The following is a 26,265-nucleotide window of genomic DNA, read 5'->3' as shown; positions in this document are numbered from 1 at the left end:
CATCTACATACATAACATCCTAATCCTAAATTTTATAAAAATAACCTAGTGAAAAGAAATACAAAGGAGGAAGATGAGTGACTTCAATAATTAGTCCTAAGTTAGAGGAGCTTAATAATCAATTAAAGAATGGAAACGAGCAAGCTTTTTATACTTTTTTACATGAAATAAAGTCGAATCATACGCCACTAATAGAACAATGTCCTCTAGATAGTCAGTATAGGCTTATAACGTATATTTGGTTAGGGGATCAAAAAACTGAAAACGTTTATGTATTCGGCAGTTTTCCTGGTTGGGATCTGTCTGTAAATCAATTAAAACGATTGTTACAGACAGATATTTGGTATGCGACGTTTAGGACGGATAAGAGTTTTATTTCAACGTACTATTTTTCAGTAAACGATGTTTTCGAAAATGATTGGATAAAGCGTAGTGAACAGTACGAACTAGACCAATTTAATAGAAATACATTTGGAGAAGGTACCAATAAAGCGTCTGTGTTAAACATAGGCATGGAAGTGCAGTATAGTAGTCGTTTTCCTTCAAACCATTATCCATCTGACAGAATTGAAACATATTCTTTTCATAGTTCGATTTTAAATAACACAAGCAAAATTCATATTTATACGCCTCATGATTATTCTCACACTTCACATCTTCAAGAACTTCTCATTGTATTTGATGGGAATTCATTCATTAATGACCTTTCAATCACAAAAACACTTAATTATTTAATTTACGAAAAAGAAATCCCATCGTGTATTGCTGTTGCTATAGATCCTGTCGATCGATTAGAAGAGCTAACTTATAACGATAAAATGAATGCGTTTTTAACGAAGGAATTACTTCCGTGGATTCAGGCTAAGTATCGTGTGCATCAAAAAGCGAAACATACAACAATTGCAGGTTTCAGTCTTGGTGGCTTAGCAGCTTTTTATGCAGCACTTCAAAATCCGCATATTTTCGGGAATGTGTTGTCAATGTCTGGATCCGTACATTGGAAAAAGGATGATTATGAAAATACAATTCCTTGGATTGAAAATCAAATTTTATCAATAGACTCTAATACGACTCATCTACATTCTTATATAGCAGTAGGTGAACTCGAAAACGAACCTCTTTTAACGACTAATAGACGGCTATATAAAGCTTTAGAAGAAAATAGATACCAAATTACTTATGAAGAGTTTCAAGGCGGTCATGACGATGTTTGGTGGCGAGAAAAGCTATTTGATGGGTTGAAAGCATTAAAACTTACAAAAACAACACTATAAAATAAAAAGGAGAGAGTATCTATGAATCAAGAAGAACTAGATAAAAAACTAAAAAAACAAGAGATATTAGTAAAAGATGAGAAAGTTTGGTCCTATACGTATGAGGATCATATTAGTTCTATCGTTAAAGAAGCAGAAAAGAAAGGGTCTTTTGATAATTTACCTGGTAAAGGGAAACCTCTTAATCTAGATAACGACCTTTCGTACAATCCTGAAAAGCAACTGTATAGAACGTTAAAGAATAATCATGTTTTACCTAGGTGGATTGAGCTTTCAAAGGAAATTGATGATTTAAAAGAAAGGCTAAAAGAAAATACAAATACTGCAGAAGTAGCGGATTTAATTCGAACTATTAATAAAAAGGTTTTAGAACATAATCTACTTTGTCCACCAAGTGCGCAAAAAACAAGGGTGAAAACGGACTTTTAACAATTTTCAATGAAGCCATCTCATGCTATATAATTAAGCGAGGCATTTTTAATTCATTATTAAAGGGAGGCAAATGTGATGAAGAATACGTATCAACTTCAAATTCCGAAAGAACTAGAGCAGTATCGTAGTATTTTAGAAGAAAGTGTGAAACCGTATATTAAAGTGTCTGGAACATTAGCAGAGACAACGCTTTTTGAGAGTAAGTTTGGTGGTTATCCGTATTTACCTATAGATCAAGAGCATCCTAAAGATTCAAATGGACAACCTATGATGTTACTTGCACAGCTAAACTTTGAAAAAATGCCGCATGTTGAATATATGCCTCAAAAGGGAATGTTACAATTTTTCGTAAGTGCTGATGATGAGCTTTACGGAGCAGATTTTGACCATCCAACAACCCAAAAAGACTTTCGAATTATGTATCATTCTACAATTATAGAAGATTTTAATAATGTTATTACTGATTTTAGTTATTTAAACACATTAGAATTAGAGAACTTTATCATACCTGAAGCAGCAAAATTAAAGTTTGAATTAGGTTATCAACCAGTAACACCAAGGGATTATCGATTTGAAAAGATGTTTAGTGAGGAAATTGATTGGGAAGAAATTGTTGATGAAGAAAATAATACAGAATTAGGCGAACTGTATGATGATTTATGTAAAGATCAAGGGCATAAAATTGGTGGTTATCCATTTTTCACACAGACAGATCCAAGAGAATGGGAAGAAAAATACCAACAACATGATATATTATTACTGCAAATCGATACAGACGATTCATTAAATATTATGTGGGGAGATTCTGGTGTTGCTAATTTCTTTATAAAGAAAGACGATCTGTTAAATCTAGATTTTTCCAATGTAATTTATAATTGGGATTGTTATTAAAAATATACAAATGAAATACTAGCAAGCTAAAAAAATCTTCCTGAAGGTGAGGGAGATTTTTTTAGCTTAAAAATGAATGTTATGTTAACTAGAATATAGAACAATGAATGTAATGAAAGTCAAGCGTAAAAAACATAAATAGCTATAAATAAAGTAAAGTTATCAAATGTGTGTAAATAGCAATAAATTCATTAAGTAAAACATAAAATAAAATTATGAATTTATATTTTGTATAGAAATAATTTTTCTGTATAAAAATTTCTTACCGCTCAAAATTTTTTTGATTCATTAAATCTAAAGCGATTATTAATTAAAATTTGCTGTGATGAATTTATAACAAAAAAACGATAAAAACTGTAGAAATTCGTTTAGATAAGATTTTATGTGAATCTCACTAAAAATCTCTGTTTCGTCTCATTAAGTATAGTTTACTTGGTTTATGATACCTGATATCGCTTTGTTTCTTTAACTGCCTATAATATATATTATGTTAACTGGACAAAAGTAATAAACTTATTATATGTTAGTGTAGATTATTACGCTTCCCTTTTCATCGGATTCATTCTGTGTAATCGATTGTGTGCTTATTTGTTGTTGTTTTATGAGTTGTTGATGATAATGTCTACAGATATAAATTATATTTAAGACAATAAAAAATGCAATTCGTTTTAAATGAACGCATTAAACGAATTGCATGGATATGATTCATAATAAGTTTTTAAAATTAGTTTGCTACAGCAATTGCTTCAATTTCAATTAATAAGTTATCGTTAATTAACTTTCTAACTTCGACAGCTGAACTTGCTGGTGGATTTTTAGTGTCAACGTATTGATCTCGTATATCTCTAACAATGGCCATTTGAGAAATGTCTGTTAGGAAAAATGTTAATTTTACTACATCATTGAAGTTTAAGTCTGATGTTTCTAATGCGATTTTAATATTTTCAAATACTTGTCGTGTTTGTGTAGCTAAATCATTAATTCCAACAATTTGGCCGTCTGTATTAATTGCTACTTGTCCAGATATGTAATTTGTTCGTTTAGCGTTACTAACTTCCACTACATGTGAGTATCCAAAAGTTGGGGGCATCGTTTCTGGATTGATAAATTTCTTTTGCATGGTTCTTCTCCTCTTTGAATATCTTATTTTCTTTATATTAGATTTTAATTTCAGATTATCCATTATTCACTAATAATTATTTATCCCTTCAGTTGCTACATTTGTAAAAGTATATTAGCACTTTAATTTACAGTTATTAATGGATTATGTACGTTTGATTTTTTTGTGTGCTTGTTATAATTACACCTTGTTTTATTAATTCTTCAGTTACTTTTGTATAGAAAAAGTGATACCACCAGATAAAAAACTCTTCATAATTAATTTCTTTTGAGTATCTGCTGCTGGCAAAGTATTGTTTTAAAGGTTTATCGTTTTCTTTAAACAATAAGACTAAATCTTTACTGATTATGTTTGCAATTTCGTTAAGTATAAATAAGTCTGTTGATTTAAATACAGGGATAACAGGTTGTGAATTTTGATATAAGCCTAATTTTTCGTAAACTACGTTTAAATGTAAGTCTTTTTGTCTATCTGCTGCTACGAAACCTTTTACTAATTGCTTTTTCTTATAATTAATATCAGTATTAGTGTTTTGAAAATATTCTTCAAATATTTCGTTGTTTGCCGTTATTAAATTTAATGTTGAATATCGAGAATTTCCATAAAGACCAATTTGAACTTCTCCTAAATCTAAATACGTGTTACCATACATCCCGAAAGCCTCTATATCTGTTAGTTCTTGTTCTTGAATAGCATAATAATATCGTTTCTTATTTCTTAAAGGTCGTTTCTTTTTTAAATAGTTTTCTTCAATGTGATTTATTTGTCCAAAATCTAATAACACACCACTATACAATAAAAGACTATAAGATTCTTTAGATAAATGATTAAACGTGTCGATTCTTTTTGAAATATCTTCAATATGACTTGAATAATTTTCAAAGATCTTAAGTGTTGGTTTAATTAGAGGTTCACAAAGGTTATAAAGCTTTCTTCCTTCACAAGCTGTTATAACCATACACGTTGGATAGTACCTCCCTCCTATTTGTTTCAATAGCCCCTCTACTTCTAATGAATTAACGCACTTTTCAAATTCATCATTTGTCCAATTTAACATCATTTTTATAGCATTTGACTCAAAACCAAAATGAACCAATACAAGTAAATATTGAATTTTCGTTCCTTTTATTTTTATAGATGGCGAATTATCTCCAGATGAAATCATTTTAGCTTCATAAGATGTTTGTAATATATTCTCTGGACTATTATTAGTGGGCATTTCATATTCCCTCCCTTACTAGTAATTTCATTGTAAAATCTATGTATTTACTAAGTTCTATAGACGAAAATAAGTATCCTCTAATAACCTCAAATTAAAAACCTTAGCATAGATATACTAAGGTTTCTTGCATTTTTATTATGAATGAATTCTTTCATAGTCTTTTTTAAATTGATTATCATTTTTTAACCAACTTTTAAAAGTTGGTTCCTTTATTTCTAAAATGGAACAAGTTTTAGCGATACATTTATTTTTCATATATTCCTTAAGGAAATTTTGTTTTCTCTGCTTAACAGCAGCTTGAGTTCTTTTTAGCTTTCGATCTTTTAATTGATCTAGACTTAGACTTTCTTTCTGAAATTCTTCATATTTTCTATGCACATAAATATCTTTGTCTTTATAAATCCACTTTGAAAATAGTTGTATTGGTTTTCTTCCGGTTAAAATGACGCGATAATGTTTATTTTGATTTAGTAAATCGGCTGGTAAATTATGATTTTGTAGTACCTGATTTAAAGAATGCATAAAGCTATATGATCCTCCTACAAAGCTTACTGTATAAGTTTCATACTTGACGTAACCATCCCCATCAAAATACCCATGAACAAAGTGATGTAAATATTCTTCTGGTATAAATGGAAATTCAATGTTAAAAGATTTACACGGCTTAATTCCGTGAATGTACATAAGGTCGTCTTTTATTGTTTTGCTATTAATGTTTAGCATATATACGCCTGTTTTTTTATTTTGATATAGTGGCTGGTTGGTGTTTAGTTCTTGTTTTATATCTTCTAAAATGTAATTTTCTTTTTGAGATATACTGACACATTGATTTTCTTTCTGTATGACACCATCTGCTGCTATAAACCCTAAAATATAAGCCATATTGTTTGACCACGTTTTAAAATAATCTTCTGTTATGTCATACTTTCTCTTCCAACTCCCTATAGCGCGCCTTGGAACGTTATTGTCTGTTAAAACCATACGAATATACCTAGCAGACACATTAGCAAGTATAGCGATTTCTGAGGTGCTCTTTCCTTCTGCATATAGCTGCGTTATTTCAGATTTTGATAGTTTACATTTTGATTTCTTTTTTCGCTCTATTTGCACTTACATCCTCTCCTCCCTATTCTTAATTAGAGATATACTTTCTTCTATAACATATAACAAAACATATGTTCTTTGTTGCGTATAAGAATGAATTTACTAAATTAAAATAATTTAAATTTACTTCATATTAGTTGCATCTGCTGCTATATGATTTTCGTTTCATATATGAGAATAATGAATTTGACGAATTTATGAAATGTACTGCATTTAAGATGAAAGGTAAGATAATTTCGTTTACACTACAATTAGCTACAATAACAACATACGTATATTGTTAAACGTAAAAAGGAGAACGAATGAAAAAGAAATATATGAATCAAATTCATACTGATGTAAGTTTTAACCCGAAAGATATAATCGGTTTAATGACTGATTACTTTAAAATGAAATCAAAGCTGCGTCCTTTAAAGAATTTACCTATTGTTTTATCGAATAAAAATAATGAGTCTTTAGAGAGTGTGACATGGTTTGGGCATTCTGCTTCCCTTTTGAAAATAGAAGGTAAAAATTTGTTATTAGACCCGATGTTTGGAGATGCCTCTTCCCCATTTCCTGTGTTTACTAGTAAACGTTATAGTGGTGCTTTTTCTTTAGAACGTGAAGATCTTCAAGAAATTGATGCGATTATCATTTCTCATAATCACTATGACCATTTGAATTACAAGAGTATTATGCTGTTAAAAGATCGTGCAAAACACTTTTACGTTCCAACTGGAGTTGCGCAATATTTAATTAAATGGGGTGTTTCACCTAGCAAAATTAGTGAACATAATTGGTGGGATGAAATTATGTTTGATAATATTAAGTTAGTATGTGCTCCTGCAAGGCATTTCTCTGGACGGAGTATGAAAGATAGAGATTGTTCGTTATGGTGTTCATGGCTTATTCTTGGACAAGAGACTAGAGTTTTCTTTAGTGGTGATAGCGGTTATGCTCCTCACTTTAAGGAAATTGGTGATAAGTACGGTCCATTCGATCTTACATTGATGGAATGCGGACAATATGATCCGAGGTGGTCTGCTATTCATATGTTACCTGAAGAGACAGTTCAAGCTCATATAGACGTGAAAGGAGATCTACTGCTTCCGATTCATTGGGGTGCTTTTACATTGGCATTACATGAATGGAGTGATCCAATTGAACGAGTAACCAAAGAAGCTAAGCGTTTAGGAGTTAAAATCACAACGCCGCAAATTGGTGAATCGATTACGTTAAAATCTACGGAATATCCATCATCAGCTTGGTGGAAAGAAATTTAATTATAAATAAAAAAGAGCGAACCTTCTTATAAGTGATTCGCTCTTTTTCTGTATTCTACTTGTTTGTACAGAGGTGCATTCCTGCTTTTTATAATCGAATTATATTATCTATAGAACTATCCTGCTTTATCAATTCTGCATTCTTATAATCTATTAATTTATGATTAGATAAAACAAAATTGTGCTCTAATATTAATTCATTGTGGAGTAATTCCGGTAAAAAATTAGGTATCATTTCTCCTACGCCGTAATTATAGTCACTTAGAATCCAAGAAATCTCTTTCCAGTCTAGAATTCCTTCTGAGACCTTTTTTGGAGTGTGATATGTAAATTCATTCAGTAGCTCTATTAGATAAACATACATGCCGCCAGAATATGAAGAGTCCTCCCATTTAATAATACCCTTAAATTGAATTTGGTCATGTGTAACTTTTATATTAGTCTCTTCTTTTATTTCGCGAATTGCATTTTCTAAAGGTGTTTCTCCCTTTTCGACCTTTCCGCCTACCCCATTCCATAATCCTTTTACAGGGTCATACCTACGTTTTTAATATGCTCTTACTGGTGATATAAGATGTACTGCTGCAGATCGCGTCCCTGCTTCAATTAATATTGGTCTCATAGAACCACTGAAGCTTAAAGTAACCGTTTCTTCTTTTATCGCCTTTAAAGCATCCATCATAAATCGTCCATCGAAAGATATATTTAATTGTTTTTCACCTTGAATCGCACCTATTTGTTGTGTCTCGGATATTTTACCAATCTGAGAAGCGTTAGAAGAAATTTTCAATGTGAATGCGTCTATGATTTCTAAGTTGACATTGTTATTTGCCCATTCACTTGCTAATAAGCTGGATCGATCTACACCTTGTAAAATTCTTTGTCTATCTACGTTAATGACTGTCTGAAATTCATTTGGAATTAAACTAGATATATTAGGGTATTTCCCTTCAATTAGTCTTGAATATAATGTAGTTGTGCCGAATGTAAAAATAATGTGACTTTCTGCAAGGTAGATGTATACAGATTCTGAATTACTATTCATTAATTTTAGCAGTTCACTAATAGTTGCACTTGGTACGATACAACTTGCCTTCGCATCTGTAGAAATTATTGTTTCGCGTATAGCAAGTCTATGTGAATCAGTTGCTACGCAAATTAATTTATTATGATCTAACTCTAAATGAACGCCAGTTAGAACCGGTCTAGATTCATTTTTAGCTACTGCAAAGACAGTTTGTTTAAATACTTCAATTAATTGTTCTGTTTCCACTTGTATTTTTGTATGATCGTCTATAAGTGGTACATTCGGAAATTCATATGCTGGAAGTCCATTTAAGTTTAATATAATATCTTCTGACTGTATCGTAATGATTTGCTCATTCGTACTTTTTATTGATACATCGCTTGGCATTTTCTTTATAATTTCAATGAAATATTTTGCAGGTACTACAATAGTTCCTGCTTTTACTATAGTTGTAATTTGGTCGTCTTCGTTGGAACTAGGGATGAACTTTTCAATGAAAATATTTGAATTACTTGCGATTAAAGTAATTCCAGATTGATCTGCAGTTATTTTTATACCAGATAATATAGGTATTATAGCTTTAGTAGATACAGCTTTACTTACTTCAGAAAGTGCTTGAGTGAGATATTTATGATTTACGATAAACTCCATTCTTCCCCCGCCTTACATGAAATGATAATGTTATGAAGATTGATGAATGATTGTTCCGTTAAAAAAGTAAGGTACTGTTTCTTTCCTATGTAATATCTTTAATAAGTGTTCTGGTATACGTAAATGCGGTGCTGCTCTATGTAATTCCATCCAGGTAATCTCTTCAATTTCTTTTGGCCTTGTTATATTTGTTTCTCCTTCAATTATTTCACCTAAAAAATTAAAGAAAATTGCATGGTGTCCTCTCTCTTCGAAAAAAGCTTCGCTAATGGAACAAATACCGTTTACAATTATATGTAGCCCGGTTTCTTCTTTCACTTCCCGAATTACTGCCTCTTCTAACGTTTCTCCAAATTTAACTGCGCCACCTGGTAACGTGTAATAAGAACCATTCTTCCCTTTGTTTTTTACCATTAAGATTTTTTCGTTTGTTTTATCGTATAAAAGTGCATATGTAACATTTACTTTTTTCATACATACCTCCTCTGTTTTTAATAAAAGGAATTTTCTGTCTGTTTATCATTCTATCATTAACTCGGTTTAATAGTAAGTTCCCTAGGTATTAGAATAAAAATTGATAAAAACCCCGCTCTTATTTTGAGACGAGCTTACACTTATATAACAAATCGGATTCCAAATTAATCTTTCTTTAGATTAATTTTAAATGTATACATATGAGAGGCGTATTTTTTATTAATAACCAAAGATTTTTACTTCTCGATTTCACAAAGTAATTTTATCTCTTTGATTTGTTCTATATGACGCTGTTCATGCAAATAGATCAGTTCTATCCACTGATCAAGAAGTAATTCTCCAAGTGCTGGATGCATCACTGATTTATTCGTTAGTATAGATTCATCTTCTATTGTACTAAGGAAACGCATCAATTCTTTTCTTGATTCATTTAGCAAATCAATCATTTTTTGCACTTCAAATGGTTCTAAACTTGGTTCGATCATTTCTGGAGCTTTAAATTTTATTGATCTATCTAGTAATATAGAGTGGATTTCTCTACGATCTTTTAGGGTACTATCAATCTTTTTTAAGCCAGATGAAATGACATTTATAACCCTCTCATCTAATAACACTAAGTGATGACATACTTGTGCTATACTCCATTTATTCTTGTCTGGCTGATTGTTGAATTGCGCATTTTTTAATATCGTAATTTCCTCGAATAGATTTTTTCTTATTTCATAAAACTTGTCATTCACAAATGAATTCATAAGAATTTCCTCCTTTATTTGAATGTCTACATTTACATTCCTATTTTAGATATATTCGCTATAAAAAAATATTTTCCCGTCACTGCTATTCCAATTCTACCTTTTCTTGCATTAGCAGTCCTTCTAATTCATAACAAAAAAGAGCCCTAACACGAGGACTCTTTTTAAAGTTAAGCTACTTTCCGATACAAATGTTGTGTTTCTTTTTTCTTTTCTGCTTTTGGCGGACGAATTAAAATGGAAATAACGAAAGAGATAACAGATAGGACACCGATTATAATAAATGTCGGTTGAAATCCACCAAGTAATGCTCCGATAAAAGCTCCTGCAAGTGCACCAAATCCGAAACCTTGATAAACAATTCCGTAATTTGTACTATGGTTTTTTAAGCCGAAGAAATCTCCAACAATTGCTGGGAAGATTGTAATATTACCACCAAAGCAAAAGGCAACACTTGCTACACAAGCGAAATAAATTCCGTAATTTAGAGGAATGAAACTTAAAGTAAAGACTGACAATCCAATTATTATAAACGTTGCTGAAACAATTTTCATTCGACCAATTTTATCTGATAACGTTCCAAGTACGATTCTACCTACTGTATTAAAAATTGCAATCATTGCGACGGCGTTTGCAGCGGTTGCTGCGCTAAGTCCAACGAGCTGTACCCCAATATCTTTTACCATACCGATTAAATATAGACCGCCCATACACGATGTAAATAACATAAAAAACAAGAGATATACTTGTTTCGTTCGCATCATTTCACGAGGCGTATAGTCATTTTGTACGGATTCAGTTACGGTGTTACTTACGATTGCTTCACGTAAGAAGAGCGATCCGGTTAAAACTAAAAGTAAGACGATGATACCCCAATATAAAAATGCTTGTGATACACCAAGACTATCAATAAGACTTCCGTTTATATATCTAAAGATTAAGCTACCCATTCCATATGCAGAAACAGATATGCCAGAAATAAGTCCTTTCCGATTTGGAAACCATTTAATTAAATTAGATAGTGATGTAATATAAGCAGTTCCATCTGCATAACCAACAACGACACCAGCTAATAAATATAATAATGGTAAGGAAGAAACTTGTGAACTAAGTATTAACCCAAGTCCCAGAACAATCCCTGCCATAGCGATGAGTTTACGAAGTCCTAACTTTTGCTGCAACTTTCCTGCAAATAAGGTTGAAAATGATAAAGAAAAGCTTGTTATGGAGAAAGTTATCGCAACGGCATTGAGGTTCCATCCAAACTTACTGACAAGGGGTTGATTAAATAAACTCCATGTATATATTGTCCCAAGGCCAATTTGAACAATGATTGTACCTAGAACAATTAGTAACGGATTTATAGAAGTTTGTTTCATACTAACTGTCCCCTTCTTTAATCATGACTTGAATTTTCACAGTTAGTATATCCATCATAAATTGCAAAATACTGTACGGAAAATGGTAATTCAGTTCATGTACACAAAAAGACACTCCATAATGAAGTGTCTTTTTGCAGGTTATATTAGATTTACTTAAAGAAAGCTTTGTTAAGATAAGACATTTTCAAATGCTTATGTATATATGATATCAAAATACTTCTGTCATGTGATGGGACTTAAGATGTATTTTTCATTCATCATATAGTCGGATGGATAAAAATTAATATTCGATTTCATCAAAATCCTTCGGCTGCGGTACTGTTTGCATATTAGCTGCGTCTTTTGGATCGCTATAAATTGCATTTTGTTCTGTATTTACATCTTTAATGTTTTGCTTTTTGTTTTTATTCATTTTATCTTTCAATTTTCTCACTCCTTTTCATTATAGGAGTAATTATGCCCTATTACTGTTACGAAATGTATCAGCGACTAAATTGCTAAATTCACGTAAATAATATAAATAATTATCACCGCCGTAGTTATATCTTTTATTATACATTTTCGCAACAACTACATTATATTCAGGTATTACTAATATAGTCGGTCCTGTAATTCCTAATATTTGATACGATCCTTTTGGAACTCGTTCACCAAGTTCACTTGAAAGCGCAGGTTCATTTTGAACGAACCAAAACAATCCGTTTTGTGGTAGTTCTTTGTTTGCAAATGTTGGACTTTGCAAACTCGTAGCAATTTTTATAACTTCTTTTGGAACAATTTGTTTACCGTTTATCATACCTTGATTTAAATGAAGATTGCCCCAATAAGCAAATTCTCTAGCTGAGACAAATAGATTTTTTTCAGTACCGTCATTTACCGTACCAATTTCACTGATTGCGTCTTTATTTGGGTCATTAACTACTTCAACTAAATTTTCATCTTGCTGAATTCTCCAACCTGTTTCTTGAAAATTAGCAGGTGTAAACACACGCTCTTTTAATAATTCAGGAAAACTTTTGCTATATAGCTGATAAATAAGACGTGTTATCATTCTTACATTAACATCTCTATACGCCCATGCTTGTCCAGGTTCAAATTCACGAAAAATCGTCCCGTCATTCGTTTCTCCTAAACCGTGCGAATGAGTTACTAAATGTCTTATCGTTGTTTTACCAAGTAATTCAGGATCAAAATCTTTAAAATACTTTATCGCTTCATCATCAATAGAGTTTATTTTCCCCTCGTAAAGTGCAAATGCTACCATTAAACCTAAATAACTTTTTCTAGCAGAAGCAACATTGAACTGTGAAGATGCGTTCACTTTTTTATTAGTCGATGTATTTGAGTGATATCCACTATAATGTTCTAGTACAATTTTGTTATCTTTTATAATACAAAGTGCAGTTGCAGAACTATGATTTTTTTCTTTTATCTTCTCCACCCAAGAAATCAACTTATCATATGTATACAAATAAATCCCCCTCAATACGCATAAAAATTATAGCTTGAAAGAAAAGTGCAAAATAATTTTCACACCTTTCTTTCAAGTAAAATAGTTTTCTTTCTATACTTAAATGATCCACCAGTTCCAGCAGTTAAAACAACCGAAACATCCAGCGCAACCTACACAACGTCCACCGCAACCTCCGCATCTTCCGCCACATCCACCACAGCGTCCACCACAACCTCCGCATCCGCCGCAACGACGTGCTTCGTCTTGAATGTAATAGTATGGATATTGATTTTGTTGTAGTTGATCCCAATATACAACATTACCAGATTGATAATCATTAAGGTTTAATGATTGTAAGTCTTGTTGAAACTGATTCATTACGAAACCCTCCATTTATAAAAATAAATTCCGTCCAAATGTTAAAGTTTATATATTTTTGCAAACAAAGTAGAAATAAGACTATAGACTAAATGCGTACATCAACAAAATATGAAATTACACTAGGTGATGTACCTTGTTTTTTCGCCTATTTTCTTAATCTGCTTTCGGTGGACGTATTTACTATTAATAGGGGTGCTTAAAAATTACTAATCCAACAGTTTAGTAGTTCATCGCTTAATTTTCTTTCTAGTAACTCTTTAACAGAAGGCGCTGGCATGATTTTATACGTATGTAAAGCTACTTGAGTATAATCTATCCAATGAAACGCTAAATGAGATTCTTTAGATTTTGGTATGAAATCAATTTGTAGCTCTTGCGAATCTACTTCAAAAATGTGATTGATTTCATGATGAAGAACTTCACGGTCTTGCCATTGGTTTTCTATCACGCCTAAAAATTGTTTTATGTTACAATTTACTCCTAGTTCTTCTCTTAGTTCTCTTATTAATGCATTCTCAGCCGATTCGCCAACTTCAACATGACCACCTGGTAAAAAATAATGATGGCCGATATATTCAGCCAATAATAATTTATTATCCTTTAACATTACAGCTCGTACAATGTGATGAAATTTATTTTCCAATTGTTATTCCTCCCAGTCATTAATTTTATATTTGATTAAAATAGTCATTTAATATAGGGATAATATAAATCATAGGTGTTTCATACGGGTGAATTTCGTTAATCACTTCAAGGGCATCCTTTACATGGTCTCGTTTACACTTTATTTCAATTTTACATTCTTGACCTTCGCATATTTGGCCTATTTCTCCATTAAAAGGTGATGCATCGTCTAATGGTCTCCAGTATCCTTTCACGGAACTATAGGAAAGACAATGGTCATATTTTCCCGTTTTACAAGCACCAATTCTATTTAGTTCATCCCGTAATATCTCAATGTATTCTTCAGGAATAAACACTTCGATTTTCACTTCTGAAAATTGCATATTTCCTTTCACACCTTTACTTCATAATATTTAAACGAATAAACGATAGACTTGCTCACCATCATAATCATGTCCCAATGCTTGAAAACCGTAATGTTCATATAGTTTCTTTGCAGAGAGATTCTCTTTATGTACGGTTAACCTTATTTCTTTACACGCCTTACATGTATTTTTTATTAAGTAAATACTTTCTTGTAACGCCGCTTTTCCATAACCATTCCCTTGCTGCTTTTGATCAATAATAAATCCATTGATCCAATACATATCAGTTGTTTCTCTTATAACAGCATGCATAATAAAACCAACCATTAAATTGCCATCGTATATTGCAAATGGTATGTACTCGACATTGTCACCATCTGGTTTTATATACACTTTAGCTAGTGAAACTGCTACAGCGGGAACAAATTTCGTTTGATTTTCTTTAACTTGTAGCTTTAAAGCATCTTCCCAATTCTCTCTTGTAACAACCTTTAACTGGACATTCAATATTGTAAGCTCCTTTATAAAGAGAATGTATTTATATATTCAACGTAGTGAAATAAATCCCTGTTTCGATAGCGATTTATAGCATAGTTTTAATAAAGTCTTGAATAAATTTTTCTTCATCTATTTCTAAAGCTATACAGGCTCCTTCTGATGTAGAACTAGGTCGAAAATCAGCAAATGTTTGTCCTTTCGTACCTCCGTATGTATCTACATTCACTGTACGATTTGCAAATTCAAAAAAACCTGGATTTACTAATCCACTTATAGCAACCACATCATGAAGCAATGGCCCTTCGATAGATGGATTAAGTTTTTGATATGCAGAAAAATAGTAATCATACATTGGTTTCATTATCGTATGAAATGGATTCTTTGAATTAGCTTGAATATAGTCAAACACATTTGGTGTTAACACAGCTTTGTTTGTTACATTTAAAGGAAATATAAATAAATTATTTGCTTGCTGAAAAACAATTTTACTTGCAATAGGATCTCCATAAACATTTGCCTCTGCTAATGGCGTAACGTTTCCTACTTCTAAAAAGACACCACCCATGAAATATATTCCTTTTACATTTAGCATTAAATCATTCCATAAATTAAAAGCAATCGCTAACGAGGTAGATCTTCCTACATCGACAATTGTTAAATCCTTTCCGTGCTTTACAAGAATCGAAGCAATACTACCAAAATTATATATTGGGATAGACAATACACTTTCTGGCACATGAATAGGCCCTAATCCTTCTGGTCCATGAATTTCAGGATAATATGTTGTAATTTCTTCTGTAAGTGGTTTTGTTGCACCGCTAATAACAGGAATGTCTTCTCTATTTGCTAACTGTAAAATATACGCTGCATTATGCGCAGCATGTATATGTTCAACATTTCCATATCCAGTTACAATACCGACAATTTCAATTTCAGGATGCAGTAAACCATACATAATGGCAAACGAGTCATCAATACCTGGGTCTCCGAAAAATAGTACTTTTTCCAAAGGATGTCTCCTTTCATATAGAAAATAGCAGATGATAATTATGTATATGTAAAAAAGTAATTAAACTATACAAATTTATAAGGATATTACTAGTAAGAATTGTATAAATAAAAAGGATTAACATTATGCTAATCCTTCCTCTAATAAGAAATTTAATTAATAGTTCAATTACATCTCTCGCAAATTCTAACCAAACTACCTTGCTGTATTGCTGTACTCTGCACTTTGCATTTCTTTTTTTAATGATACATGTGCAATTAAAACCCCGAGTATAGTAATTCCTCCTCCGATTATCGAAACAAAAGTCGGCACTTCACCTAACCATATCCAAGCAATAAAACATGCAGTTACTGGAGTTAAATATAGAGAACTTGTTGCTTCAGCAGCACCAGAATGAGTTATGATATAAGCCAATGTGATATAAGGGAGTATTGTTGGAAATAAACCTAAATATATAACACTCATATTCACTTCAAGAGGAGCTGCTAGTATTTCTGTATACATTCCCGGTAAGAAAATAAGCATACATACAGTACTAGATAAAATTGTATATATGGTAAATGGTAAGAAGCCGTATTTTTTTAAGTAAGAAGTTTGAAAAACGAAAAATAGGCTTTCTGAAATCGCTGCTAATAATATAAATAATCCTCCACTATTCAATTGAATAGCATCTCCTTGACTAAATGATATAAAAGCAATTCCTATAAAACTAATTACACCACCAATCCAACCATTTACTTTCATTTTTTCGTTCAAAAAAACAGAAGCAAAAATAGCCGTTACTATAGGTGTGACTGAAACAATTAAACTTGCAGATCCAGCATTTACTGTTTTTTCACCGTAGTTTAATGCAATGTGATAAATAGTAAACCCTAAAGCACCAAATATAAAAATTGCTGGGAGATCCTTTAAATCTGGTAGCCGCAACTTATATATAAAGGAAAACAAAAGAAGTATAAATGAAGCAATTAATAAACGTAGTAGAGTAAGGTGCTCTGGTGTATAAGATTCGAGTCCCATACGAATTGCCGGAAAAGCGGTTCCCCATATTAAAATCGTAAAAGCGTGAGCACATATGATGCGTAAATCCCATTTTTTATTCTGCATGTTATCTTTCCCTCCCTAATAAACCAACCACTTTCAAATTACCAATTATTTCTTTTCATCATATTTAATAGTTGTTACAATGTCTTCAACCAGTTATTTATCGTAAAAACCAACCACTTGGCATTTTTAAAGTGAACGAGGGAGTTTTTTTATGACAACTAATAAAAAACTGCCTAAATATCGGCAGATAGTAGACTATATGAAAGAAAAAATCGAAAACGGAGAATGGCCTATTGGAAGTAAGGTCCCTAGTCAACGGCAGTTAGCCAAATTATTTCAAGTAAATCGTAGCACTGTAATAACTGCACTAGATGAACTTATGGCAGATGGATTGATTCAAGGGAAAATTGGAGCAGGAACAATTGTAACAAATAATACATGGTCATTATTAGCGACGAATCCCCCGCCTGATTGGAGTGAATATGTAAGGTCTGGTATTCATAAACCTAGTAAGTTAATGGTACGAGACATAAATGAAGCAGAAGCAAATAAAACGCTTATCCATTTAAGTAAAGGTGAACTCGCGCCGCAACTTTTCCCACTAGAAACTATGCAGTTCATTATGAAAAGTGTAAGTGACGAATTAGATTATTTTGGATACGAAGAACAAAAAGGGTTTTTACCGTTACGTGAAGCAATTAGTAACTACGTAAAATCATTTGGAATACATGCATCAGCCGGTTCTATATTAATCGTTTCTGGTGCGTTACAAGCATTGCAATTAATATCAATTGGTCTATTGCATAGAGAATCAACCGTTTTACTTGAGCAGCCTTCTTACTTATATTCACTTCATGTGTTTCAATCAGCAAATATTAATCTAGCTGGTATATGTATGGATCATCACGGTATCTTACCTAACGAGTTATTAAAACGAATCAAATATAGTCAAAAGAAAAATATTTTATATTCTATCCCTTGTTTTCAAAATCCAACAGGGATATTAATGTCTCAAGAGCGAAGAAAAGAAATATTAAAAATATGTGAAAAGGAACAGTTACCTATTATTGAAGATGATATTTATCGCGAATTATGGATTGATGAACCACCTCCAGCTCCTTTAAAGTCGATAGATAAACATGGACATGTATTATATGTTGGTAGTCTGTCTAAAACACTTACTCCTGGTCTTAGAATTGGATGGATTATTGGACCGGAACCTGTAATTGATAGATTGTCAGATATAAAAATGCAAACAGACTATGGATCGAGTTCATTATCTCAAAGAGTTGCTGCTGAATGGATAAAAAAAGGGTTTTATGAAGAACATGTAGCAAACGTAAGAATTAAATTAAAAGAACGAAGACAAATCATGATACGCGCTTTAAATAAGTACTGTGCAGATGTTGCATCGTGGGATATTCCTACTGGCGGATTTTTTATATGGCTTAAGATTGTACCTAGCATTTCGATGAAAAAATTATTTTCAGAGGCACTGTCAAAAGGAATTCTACTAAACCCAGGGCGTATCTATGAAGAAGAATCAGATCAGCACATTCGATTATCATATGGATATGCTTCTCCAGAGCAAATGACTAACGGGATTAAATTGTTAGGTGAATTAATCCGTAAGTTAATGACATAACAAAAACTCCTCTTTTATTTATAGAGGAGTTTTTGTGTATCGTATTTACCACAATCTCATTTCCTGTCCCAATAAAATAAGTTCGTCATAAGGATCTCCGTTAATATTTAATACTTGAGCAAAAGCAGGTTCTGTTTTTAAACCGTTCTCTTTTAAGCGAAGAATTTCTTCCCTTATATGGGGATGCTGCATTAATAGCATGTGCTCTACGATTATATGTCTATATGCATTTTGGTTACGTACTGGCTTAGGCTGAGCAAATAATTCAAATTCAAAACCTTCAAATTCAAAATTTACCTTTATTGATTCTGTATTTTTAATTTTTTTCTTTTTTATTTTGAATCCTTTATAAGAACCGTATAAAGATCTCATTTCCTGTTCAAAAACATCAAAGTTATGTACTTCCATTACTATATCTAAGTCGGATTGAATTGTATCAATTCTTATAGGGATTGTCCCGCAAAGAACGGGACTATACAAAGTTAAATCCTCCATTATGTTTAATTTATTCAAAACATCATACACTTTTTGTTGCTTCTCATTCCCAGATTGTAAATATGTAATAGATGTAAACATGGAAGTCTCTCCTTCATTTCACGTAATACGTGACTCACTAAATTCAAGAAAAATTTGTCCGTTTAAATTTGTTCTAGAAGTACCTTTATTTCAGTATATTAAGGCGAATAAACAATATGTTTCAACTTTTCTCCTATACTGCAATACTATAAAAATAAAAAAGGAGGAATTATTATGAGCATTTTCAACGTTCTTTTAACCATCCACATTTTATTTGGAACAATATGTTTAATCACCGGTATTGTAGCGATGGTTGCTCAAAAGAAGAAAGGAAAACATACGGAATGGGGTGAAATATATCATGCATCCTATGTTGTGATCACCGTTACTGCAATTATATTATCCATTATGAACTGGGATAAAATCGCATATTTATTTTATGTAGCAATTTTCTCTTATTCATTTGCGATTTATGGATACCTAGCACGAAAACAACGTTGGAAAAATTGGCTGCATCACCATATTAGAGGTATGTTAGGTTCTTATATTGGTGCCGTTACCGCGCTATTAGTAAACGTCGGTATTCATATTCCCTTAATTAATTTACTACCACCTATATGGTTTTGGTTTTTACCTACATTAATCGGTATTCCTCTCGTAGCCAGTGTATCAAAAAAATATAAAAAGCGTAGTTAAAATTCATTACAATTTCGTTACTTTCTGATGGTAATTACAAAAAATCATACTGAATGTAATATTTTATTAACAAATTCATATTGCTTTAAGTTCGTCACTTAGAGTTAAATAAAAAGAATCCAATAAAAATATTGGATTCTTTTTCGGAGTTCATTTCAATATCGGCTCTATGCATTCAATGATGTTACCATTTGGACCACAAACCATCTTTGTATAATTGTGGGTACTTGTTTTATTGGTTCAGTGATAATTACACCATTATAGTTTAAGATTGTAATAACGAATGTAATCGATCCGGGTAATTCGTAAACATCCCATCAACTCCCCATAAAAGTAACTTTTTCATGTCTGTTTCATTATCTACAGTAAATGGATGAACTTCTAATCCGTGTTTCTTTATTCTCTTTACATAAGCTGAATCAATATATTTATAGTTCATCCCAAGACCGATGCAGTATGTTTTATACTTTTTTATCTCTAATTCGGTTAATAGAACTGCCTTTTTGTAAGGGAGTAATTGTACAAGAGGTATATGAACATCTAAACTATGAATTTTTTGCAGACTTTCTTCACTAAATGATTGAATAATAACTTTATCACTTATTTCGTAGTGCTTTATAATTTCTAATAGCTTTTCTTCCATACCGGGATATTCATCTGGCGATTTTGTTTCAATGTAATAATTAGCATTACGCCCGAACGTTTCAATAATTTCTTCTAGTGTTGGGACTTTAGCATTTTCGAATTCTTTCTTTGCTAAATTTGGATGCTTTTCATTGAAAAAGGAACCTGCATTTAGTTTCTTTATTTCTTCTAATGTTTGTTCCTTAATTAATCCCGTACCGTTTGTAGTACGGTTTACTGTTTCATCATGCATAGCTACTAAATATCCGTCTTTTGTCATTTGAAGATCAATTTCTATATAATCTGCTTTTAATTGTTGTCCTAATTTATACGCTGCTATTGTATGTTCCGGCGCATACGCAGAAGCGCCTCTATGTGCAATGTTTTTTATATGATTTAATTGATTAATAGCTCTCGTGTACTTAAGTTCATTTGCTTTATGAAAAACAAAAGTACTTATTACTATAAAGTTGCAAATGATTGTAACGATATATATTTTTTTCATAATAATGTATTAACTCCTACATGAAAGCAATTTGGCTTGGATAATTTATTCAAATAAATGTCGATTTTCAAATACTATCATTTGTCCAACAGATTGAAAGCCAGCCTTTTTATAAATATTAATTCCATCAGGTGAAGCTTGTAATACACATTGAGCAACGTTTAATTCCTTTGCTTCTTGCAGCAAGTAATTAAACATAGTGGAGCCAAATCCTTGCCCTCTCATTTCTTCTTTAGTTGCTATATCATAAATACCAATACTATCTTTTGTACATACTAATGAACCAACAGATACGACTTCATCTTTAAAAATCCCTAAATATAGTTTCATATTTTCACTATTCCATAAATCGAAAGAAGCAATTTCATTGTAAAATGTTTGCACATGTATACCTTCCTCTGATGTACCAAATAGATTAGCTAACGTTTCCCCAAACTTTATAATTTGTCCTAACGAAAATGCTCTTTGTATCGTAAAACCTTCTGGCATTTTCATTGTTGGTTGAATTGTCTTTAAGTCTGCTACCATCGCGATATTTTGTTCTGCTTCTTTTAAGCCATTTTTAATTAATTCGCTTTTTATATTCTGTTCATGCCTATCATTCCAAAACCAAACACTCATTGGAAATTTCTTTTGATTATAGTTGTTTACCACCCTATATAATTTCTCAATACCTTCCGTTACATCATTGTTTAATAAAGTAATGATATTAAATGTATCCGCAGGTAAACCACAGTCGACAACAATATAGTCCTTCGTTTCTTTTACATTCATTCCATGTACATGACGCGCAATATATGACGTTTTATATGTGAAGTTATCTATTAATAACTGTTTATAATTCATTCTTTTTTCTCCTTTCATAAAAATTCGTATTCAAATCGTCCAGTATTAAATATAACATATATGAAATGTACCTATTTCTATAAAAATAGCTCTATACATCACTCTGTTCACCCAAAAAGAATTAAAAATGATATAACGTTGTCGGAATGAAAAAAGTGGTATATAATAAATATTAACATTACTAGTAATTATTTTAGGTATTCCTAGAATAAAGGAGCGATACATATGAAAATTACTATTTATTTCGGAAGCCATGAAGATCAAGATGTTCGTACTATGGACTGTCATTTAGATGTAGAAGATACAGAAGAGATTGTTTCTGTATCATAATATAAATTGTAGGGATGAACCCTCTTCCCTACAGCGTTTAAGGCACCTTTTACAGGTGTCTTTTTTGTTGTTTTTTTCGTCAAAAACCCTTTACTTTATAGCGTTTTAATAGTAAAATATAAATATACGAACAAACGTTCTTTTTATTTTAATTGTACATGAAGGGATGATTTTTACAATGGCTCAAGCAAAGCGCAGGGGAAGAAAAAAGCAAACACCTATCATTTCAAATACAGGCTTTATCGGCTCTGTCTTTATTGATACATTGGAGTTACAAAAGAAATCCTATTATTTCGCTCGTAAAAAACTTCAAATTGTTCATCACGTACTTGATGGCCTCTCTGGGGCAACAAGTTCTCTATTTAAAGAACATAACATTTCAGCATACATGTCATGTGTGTATTTACATAAACAAAAGAAAATCGGCTTTGTTCTTTCAACGAAACCATTTGAACAAAGTGATGGTGTTGCTTATTTTGTAAATTATTTAATCGAAAAGAATTTTTACGGTAATGATGAAGAAGTAGAATATCAAGAAGTATTTAATACAGGTTTTATCGGTGTAGTATTCGCTGATTTATGTAGTATAGATCGCTTTAATTTCGAGTTTGAAATGGGTATGTTAACGAAATTAATGAAAGATATGATTATTCCGGTTAAAGAACTCTTTTTACGCCACAATGTACCGGCCTACATCTCTACTTCTCATTTAGAAGAACAAAACAAATTAGGTTTCGTTTTATCTGTAAAACCGTATGATGAACGTGCAGAAGCAGATTTATATTTTGAGGCGTATTTAAAAGAACGCGGGTTATTTATCGGTGATGAAGAAGATGATATTGATAAGATTGTTATTAGAAAAACAGCTGAATTACGATAGATAAGCGCAGGATCATCCTCCTGCGCTTTTTATAATTTATGAAGTTGATTTACCAAATAAACGGTATTAGTTTTTTTGTTTTCTGTTTATACACTGTAAATTGTTCCCCATACTTCTTTTGTAAGTAATCATCAGATTTTGGAATATAGTCAAAAACAAATATTAAGAATAGGCCTAGCGGGATAAATAAACTATACATATTACAAGAGATTAATGCTAAACCAAGCACCCAAATGCAATCCCCAAGATAATTAATATGAATCGCATATTTAAATAAACCACCTGTATATAGCTTACCTTGATTTACAGGATTGTCTTTAAAAGGTTTTCTAAGTAACTCTGAAACTGTGTTTAATATACTTCCACCTAAAAACAATATCCAGCCTATAATAAGAAATGTTAAGTTAGGATCCTGATTACTAGTAATCAGTAAGATTGGAAAACCTAAATAATATATTCCAAAAGCAATACTATTCATAATGGCTTCTTGCCATGCAATCCCTCTAGGCAACCATATAAACATCATAGCTGTTAATCGTAAAGCGGTAATAATTAAAGCTATAAAAAGTCCTATTGAAATACCTGCCTTAAAATAAGCAATGAAAAGTAAGTAATATGCAATGATTAAATAGATAATCTCAGCAACTAAAATCAAGTTTTTTTCCTTTATTGTTGGCTGGTTTATACCATACATTGTGATACGCACCTTCCTTTAATCATTTTATAGGAAAATATACTTCTATAATATTATTCTCCTCCTCTAGTGTGCTATAAGGATTCGTTTTATAAACTTCAAACGGAGCGCCATTCAATTTATAGTTCTTTTCTTTAATCCAAACATGTAATTTTGTATGAACAGAAGGTAATTCTTCGTAAGAACCACTAAGCGTAGCCATTGCGCACAGGCCGGGATGAAAAAGTTTTGTTTTATTTGTGGCCTTTGTAAGAGGAATCGCAATTTCTACATCATAATTTTCAGGTGTATATTCTGAACTATGGAATATAGCAAGTGGTTTTGCAATAGGCGATAAATTTTCAAATGAAATTTTACTGAACAACCTATTAAAGTGCATTAGGAAATCAGCGATATTTATTCGCTTTCGCTGAGATACTATATGAAAGGTTAAGTGATTTACAAGATTAATCTCAATATAATTTAAGTAATCCATGATACTTTCCTCTTCATCTAACTGTTGAATATCAAACTTTAATTTTTTTAATAAAGAAGAATAAAATGTAATCTGTTGTGTTAGACTTTCTTGTTTGGCTTTCATTTTAGAGTAAAATAACTCTGTATTCTTCCAATTTGCTAAAATATCCTTAATTTCTTCCAGCGAAAATAAATAGGTTTTTAATCGTGTAATCAATAAAGCTGTTTCTAATTGGGAAATATTATAGTAGCGATAGCCATTCTTAGCGTCTATGAAATCAGGTTTTAAAAGCCCAATTTCATCATAGTAGCGCAGCGTCTTCATTGTAAGATGCGATATTTTTGAGAACTCCCCAATTGAAAGCATACCACTCACCTCCTGTTATTAATTATTTTAAATATACTGCTTCCTGTAAGGGGAAGGTCAATCCATAAAGCTAAATTTTCTTTTTTTATTTAGTCCCCTAAAACGAATATGTACTTTCTTCAACATTGTCCATAGGAAATCAATCCATTTTTTCGTTTTATAGTATTTGCTTTTCTTACCTTGGAAGATATATCAATATATATTCTATAAATAACCTAAGATTCTACGAAGCACTATAATCTTTCGAATGAACTTCTAACGTAAAACGATTTGATGAAATTTTAATTACTATTAAATATAAGATTCCACCTGCAATTGGGATGATGTAGGCTGGGATATAATTTAATAATAGACCTGATATTGCGAGTGCTATTGGCTGCATCATTTTCCCTAAGCTTAATCCAATACTAAGCACTCTTCCCCTATATTCATCAGGAATCTCTTTTTGCATGAAATAAATTAAAGGAATATCAATTAGCGCTATAATAATCCCTAAAAAGATCATAACAACACAATACGTAATAACGAATACAAAATCATTCACTTTAAAGCTTTTGAATAAAACTGGAATCCCTGAAAAAATCATAATAACTGACAACATAGAACTTAGCTTTTTCAAAAGATAAGAGTAAGAAAAACGATCAGTTATTTTTTTTACTACAATTGCACCAATTATCATCCCTACTGGAAAGGTCCCTTGAATGATACCAAATTGCTTAGAGCTAAGATTGAGTACTGTGTTAATAATGTATGGTAACGGAACGGTTACAGCAAAGCCTAAGAAGAAATTAAACGAAATTAATATATGAAACGTATTCTTTAAGCTTTCCTTTTCAAGTAAGTAAGAAAAGCCCTCTTTTATATCTTTAATAAAATTAACTCTTCTTTTTGAATTTTCCTCATTTATATTACACTCGAACAGTTTAAAGTGAATAAATAGTAATGCTATCCCTGAAAGAATAAATGAAATACCGTTTATAATGATAAAAGTTTTAATATCAAATACTGAAAAAACGATACCACCTAACATGGGTCCAAGAATTAGAGATACAGAATCAATAATTTTACTTATAGAATTAATACTCATAAGCCTCTCTTTAGAGACGATATTCGGTTTCGCAGCTTCTAATCCTATTCCAAAAAAGGTTGAAAAGACCGTCATTAGAAAGGTCGTAGTATAAATGATGAATAAGTTTAATCCATAATGGCTGCTTACTATATAAACAGCTATTAATAAGCAGCCACTTAGTAGATCCATACAAACAACTAGTTTCTTTTTATTAACTTTATCAGCAATTACACCAGCAAATGGATTCATAACAATCATTGGAATTGTTCCTAATATGAGCGTAATCGCGAAATTTAACGCTGATCCAGTTATTTGTAAAACATATAAACTTAATGCGAAACTATACATAGAGGTACCGAATATTGATACTGTTTTTGCGATTGAATATAAACAAATATTTCTTAGTTCAGGGTTTCTTTTTTTATTTTCTATATGTAATCGTAAACTTCTCATAACAATTCCCCCCACTATTCTTTGTAATACATTAAGTGTAAGTTCTTGGGTTAACCCAACATCAATACGTTGTGTTTAAAAATTAATACAAAGAAATAAAAAAAGATGGGGTCAACCCCATGCACATCAAAATCAGCTCATGTACCGTCAATGATTTGAAGATAAATAGCTTAGAATTGCTTAAGCAAATTGCTGTAATTGATTAGATACAAA

Annotated in this window: 28 protein-coding genes and 1 pseudogene; 7 read left to right on the top strand and 22 right to left on the bottom strand. The window is 31.6% G+C overall.

Annotation, left to right across the window (positions count from 1 at the left end; translation table 11 throughout):
* Nucleotides 1-77 precede the first annotated feature (77 nt).
* The 3 genes from ACHZK0_RS12805 (at nt 78) to ACHZK0_RS12795 (ending at nt 2,597) form a co-directional block, all read left to right on the top strand.
* Nucleotides 78-1,274: an alpha/beta hydrolase gene (locus ACHZK0_RS12805; protein ID WP_395761648.1), complete on the top strand. Its 1,197-nt coding sequence runs from the start codon at nt 78-80 to the stop codon at nt 1,272-1,274.
* Between the two features lie 21 nt (nt 1,275-1,295).
* The gene (locus ACHZK0_RS12800; RefSeq protein WP_262743071.1) at nt 1,296-1,703 is read left to right on the top strand and encodes a DUF1992 domain-containing protein; all 408 of its coding nucleotides are present in this window, start codon (nt 1,296-1,298) and stop codon (nt 1,701-1,703) included.
* 78 nt (nt 1,704-1,781) lie between these two features.
* Nucleotides 1,782-2,597, top strand: coding sequence for a YwqG family protein (locus ACHZK0_RS12795; protein WP_395761647.1), 816 nt, complete (start codon nt 1,782-1,784; stop codon nt 2,595-2,597).
* Nucleotides 2,598-3,321: 724 nt separating this feature from the next.
* Here ACHZK0_RS12795 and ACHZK0_RS12790 read toward each other — a convergent pair.
* The 3 genes from ACHZK0_RS12790 to ACHZK0_RS12780 form a co-directional block, all read right to left on the bottom strand.
* Nucleotides 3,322-3,717, bottom strand: a complete 396-nt coding sequence (locus ACHZK0_RS12790) for a RidA family protein (protein ID WP_395761646.1) — start codon at nt 3,715-3,717, stop codon at nt 3,322-3,324.
* Nucleotides 3,718-3,853: 136 nt separating this feature from the next.
* Nucleotides 3,854-4,936, bottom strand: coding sequence for a hypothetical protein (locus ACHZK0_RS12785; RefSeq protein ID WP_395761645.1), 1,083 nt, complete (start codon nt 4,934-4,936; stop codon nt 3,854-3,856).
* Between the two features lie 138 nt (nt 4,937-5,074).
* Nucleotides 5,075-6,049, bottom strand: a complete 975-nt coding sequence (locus tag ACHZK0_RS12780; protein ID WP_395761644.1) for an LAGLIDADG family homing endonuclease — start codon at nt 6,047-6,049, stop codon at nt 5,075-5,077.
* Nucleotides 6,050-6,345: 296 nt separating this feature from the next.
* On the opposite strand from ACHZK0_RS12780, the gene ACHZK0_RS12775 reads away from it, so the two are divergent.
* A complete protein-coding gene (locus ACHZK0_RS12775) occupies nt 6,346-7,308 on the top strand; it encodes an MBL fold metallo-hydrolase (RefSeq protein ID WP_262742668.1) in 963 nt (320 codons plus the stop codon).
* A gap of 88 nt (nt 7,309-7,396) precedes the next feature.
* Here the strand turns inward: ACHZK0_RS12775 and ACHZK0_RS12770 are convergent.
* From ACHZK0_RS12770 to ACHZK0_RS12710, 13 genes and pseudogenes are all read right to left on the bottom strand, one after another.
* Nucleotides 7,397-7,852, bottom strand: a pseudogene (locus ACHZK0_RS12770) (NUDIX hydrolase); the annotation flags it as partial.
* A gap of 3 nt (nt 7,853-7,855) precedes the next feature.
* Nucleotides 7,856-8,986, bottom strand: coding sequence for a DNA polymerase III subunit beta (gene dnaN / locus ACHZK0_RS12765; RefSeq protein ID WP_395761643.1), 1,131 nt, complete (start codon nt 8,984-8,986; stop codon nt 7,856-7,858).
* A 30-nt stretch (nt 8,987-9,016) separates the two neighbouring features.
* Nucleotides 9,017-9,460 (bottom strand): NUDIX hydrolase, encoded by a 444-nt coding sequence (locus ACHZK0_RS12760; protein ID WP_262742671.1) that lies wholly within the window; start codon nt 9,458-9,460, stop codon nt 9,017-9,019.
* A 236-nt stretch (nt 9,461-9,696) separates the two neighbouring features.
* Nucleotides 9,697-10,212 (bottom strand): DinB family protein, encoded by a 516-nt coding sequence (locus tag ACHZK0_RS12755; RefSeq protein WP_262742672.1) that lies wholly within the window; start codon nt 10,210-10,212, stop codon nt 9,697-9,699.
* Between the two features lie 170 nt (nt 10,213-10,382).
* A complete protein-coding gene (locus ACHZK0_RS12750) occupies nt 10,383-11,591 on the bottom strand; it encodes an OFA family MFS transporter (protein WP_262742674.1) in 1,209 nt (402 codons plus the stop codon).
* Between the two features lie 283 nt (nt 11,592-11,874).
* Nucleotides 11,875-12,018 (bottom strand): hypothetical protein, encoded by a 144-nt coding sequence (locus tag ACHZK0_RS12745; protein WP_000653369.1) that lies wholly within the window; start codon nt 12,016-12,018, stop codon nt 11,875-11,877.
* Nucleotides 12,019-12,048: 30 nt separating this feature from the next.
* On the bottom strand, nt 12,049-13,065 hold the full coding sequence (locus tag ACHZK0_RS12740) for a serine hydrolase domain-containing protein (protein ID WP_395761642.1): 1,017 nt from the start codon (nt 13,063-13,065) through the stop codon (nt 12,049-12,051).
* Nucleotides 13,066-13,164: 99 nt separating this feature from the next.
* A complete protein-coding gene (locus ACHZK0_RS12735; protein WP_262742678.1) occupies nt 13,165-13,425 on the bottom strand; it encodes a heterocycloanthracin/sonorensin family bacteriocin in 261 nt (86 codons plus the stop codon).
* A gap of 199 nt (nt 13,426-13,624) precedes the next feature.
* Nucleotides 13,625-14,071: an NUDIX domain-containing protein gene (locus ACHZK0_RS12730; RefSeq protein ID WP_262742679.1), complete on the bottom strand. Its 447-nt coding sequence runs from the start codon at nt 14,069-14,071 to the stop codon at nt 13,625-13,627.
* Nucleotides 14,072-14,096: 25 nt separating this feature from the next.
* Nucleotides 14,097-14,435 carry a divalent cation tolerance protein CutA gene (cutA, locus tag ACHZK0_RS12725; RefSeq protein ID WP_262742681.1) on the bottom strand — a complete coding sequence of 113 codons (339 nt, stop codon included), beginning with the start codon at nt 14,433-14,435 and terminating at the stop codon, nt 14,097-14,099.
* A 30-nt stretch (nt 14,436-14,465) separates the two neighbouring features.
* Nucleotides 14,466-14,924 carry a GNAT family N-acetyltransferase gene (locus tag ACHZK0_RS12720; RefSeq protein ID WP_262742682.1) on the bottom strand — a complete coding sequence of 153 codons (459 nt, stop codon included), beginning with the start codon at nt 14,922-14,924 and terminating at the stop codon, nt 14,466-14,468.
* Between the two features lie 76 nt (nt 14,925-15,000).
* Complete coding sequence (locus tag ACHZK0_RS12715) at nt 15,001-15,924, bottom strand: nucleoside hydrolase (RefSeq protein WP_262742683.1); 924 nt, start codon at nt 15,922-15,924, stop codon at nt 15,001-15,003.
* Nucleotides 15,925-16,119: 195 nt separating this feature from the next.
* A complete protein-coding gene (locus ACHZK0_RS12710) occupies nt 16,120-17,031 on the bottom strand; it encodes a DMT family transporter (RefSeq protein ID WP_262742685.1) in 912 nt (303 codons plus the stop codon).
* Nucleotides 17,032-17,182: 151 nt separating this feature from the next.
* On the opposite strand from ACHZK0_RS12710, the gene ACHZK0_RS12705 reads away from it, so the two are divergent.
* Nucleotides 17,183-18,616 (top strand): PLP-dependent aminotransferase family protein, encoded by a 1,434-nt coding sequence (locus ACHZK0_RS12705; protein WP_395761641.1) that lies wholly within the window; start codon nt 17,183-17,185, stop codon nt 18,614-18,616.
* 45 nt (nt 18,617-18,661) lie between these two features.
* Here the strand turns inward: ACHZK0_RS12705 and ACHZK0_RS12700 are convergent, their stop codons facing one another.
* Nucleotides 18,662-19,192 (bottom strand): DUF4269 domain-containing protein, encoded by a 531-nt coding sequence (locus ACHZK0_RS12700; RefSeq protein WP_395761640.1) that lies wholly within the window; start codon nt 19,190-19,192, stop codon nt 18,662-18,664.
* Nucleotides 19,193-19,366: 174 nt separating this feature from the next.
* Here ACHZK0_RS12700 and ACHZK0_RS12695 point away from each other — a divergent pair, with 174 nt between their 5' ends.
* The gene (locus tag ACHZK0_RS12695) at nt 19,367-19,828 is read left to right on the top strand and encodes a DUF2306 domain-containing protein (RefSeq protein WP_395761639.1); all 462 of its coding nucleotides are present in this window, start codon (nt 19,367-19,369) and stop codon (nt 19,826-19,828) included.
* 265 nt (nt 19,829-20,093) lie between these two features.
* Here the strand turns inward: ACHZK0_RS12695 and ACHZK0_RS12690 are convergent, their stop codons facing one another.
* Both ACHZK0_RS12690 and ACHZK0_RS12685 read right to left on the bottom strand, forming a co-directional pair.
* Nucleotides 20,094-20,957: a glycerophosphodiester phosphodiesterase gene (locus ACHZK0_RS12690; RefSeq protein ID WP_395761638.1), complete on the bottom strand. Its 864-nt coding sequence runs from the start codon at nt 20,955-20,957 to the stop codon at nt 20,094-20,096.
* Nucleotides 20,958-21,002: 45 nt separating this feature from the next.
* A complete protein-coding gene (locus ACHZK0_RS12685; protein ID WP_395761637.1) occupies nt 21,003-21,803 on the bottom strand; it encodes a GNAT family N-acetyltransferase in 801 nt (266 codons plus the stop codon).
* 496 nt (nt 21,804-22,299) lie between these two features.
* Here ACHZK0_RS12685 and ACHZK0_RS12680 point away from each other — a divergent pair, with 496 nt between their 5' ends.
* Nucleotides 22,300-23,013 (top strand): hypothetical protein, encoded by a 714-nt coding sequence (locus ACHZK0_RS12680; RefSeq protein ID WP_242239491.1) that lies wholly within the window; start codon nt 22,300-22,302, stop codon nt 23,011-23,013.
* A gap of 49 nt (nt 23,014-23,062) precedes the next feature.
* Here ACHZK0_RS12680 and ACHZK0_RS12675 read toward each other — a convergent pair whose 3' ends face one another.
* The 3 genes from ACHZK0_RS12675 to ACHZK0_RS12665 all read right to left on the bottom strand — a co-directional run bounded on the left by ACHZK0_RS12675 (nt 23,063) and on the right by ACHZK0_RS12665 (nt 26,052).
* Nucleotides 23,063-23,707, bottom strand: coding sequence for a methyltransferase family protein (locus ACHZK0_RS12675; protein WP_270608270.1), 645 nt, complete (start codon nt 23,705-23,707; stop codon nt 23,063-23,065).
* Nucleotides 23,708-23,729: 22 nt separating this feature from the next.
* Nucleotides 23,730-24,530 (bottom strand): MerR family transcriptional regulator, encoded by an 801-nt coding sequence (locus ACHZK0_RS12670; protein WP_270343973.1) that lies wholly within the window; start codon nt 24,528-24,530, stop codon nt 23,730-23,732.
* Nucleotides 24,531-24,753: 223 nt separating this feature from the next.
* Nucleotides 24,754-26,052, bottom strand: coding sequence for an MFS transporter (locus ACHZK0_RS12665; protein ID WP_395761636.1), 1,299 nt, complete (start codon nt 26,050-26,052; stop codon nt 24,754-24,756).
* Nucleotides 26,053-26,265 lie beyond the last annotated feature (213 nt).

This window comes from Bacillus sp. 3G2 (assembly GCF_044324725.1).
Taxonomy (GTDB): Bacteria; Bacillota; Bacilli; order Bacillales; family Bacillaceae_G; genus Bacillus_A; species Bacillus_A mobilis.
Note: the sequence above shows the minus strand (reverse complement) of the source record. Positions and strands in the feature narration are given on the sequence as shown.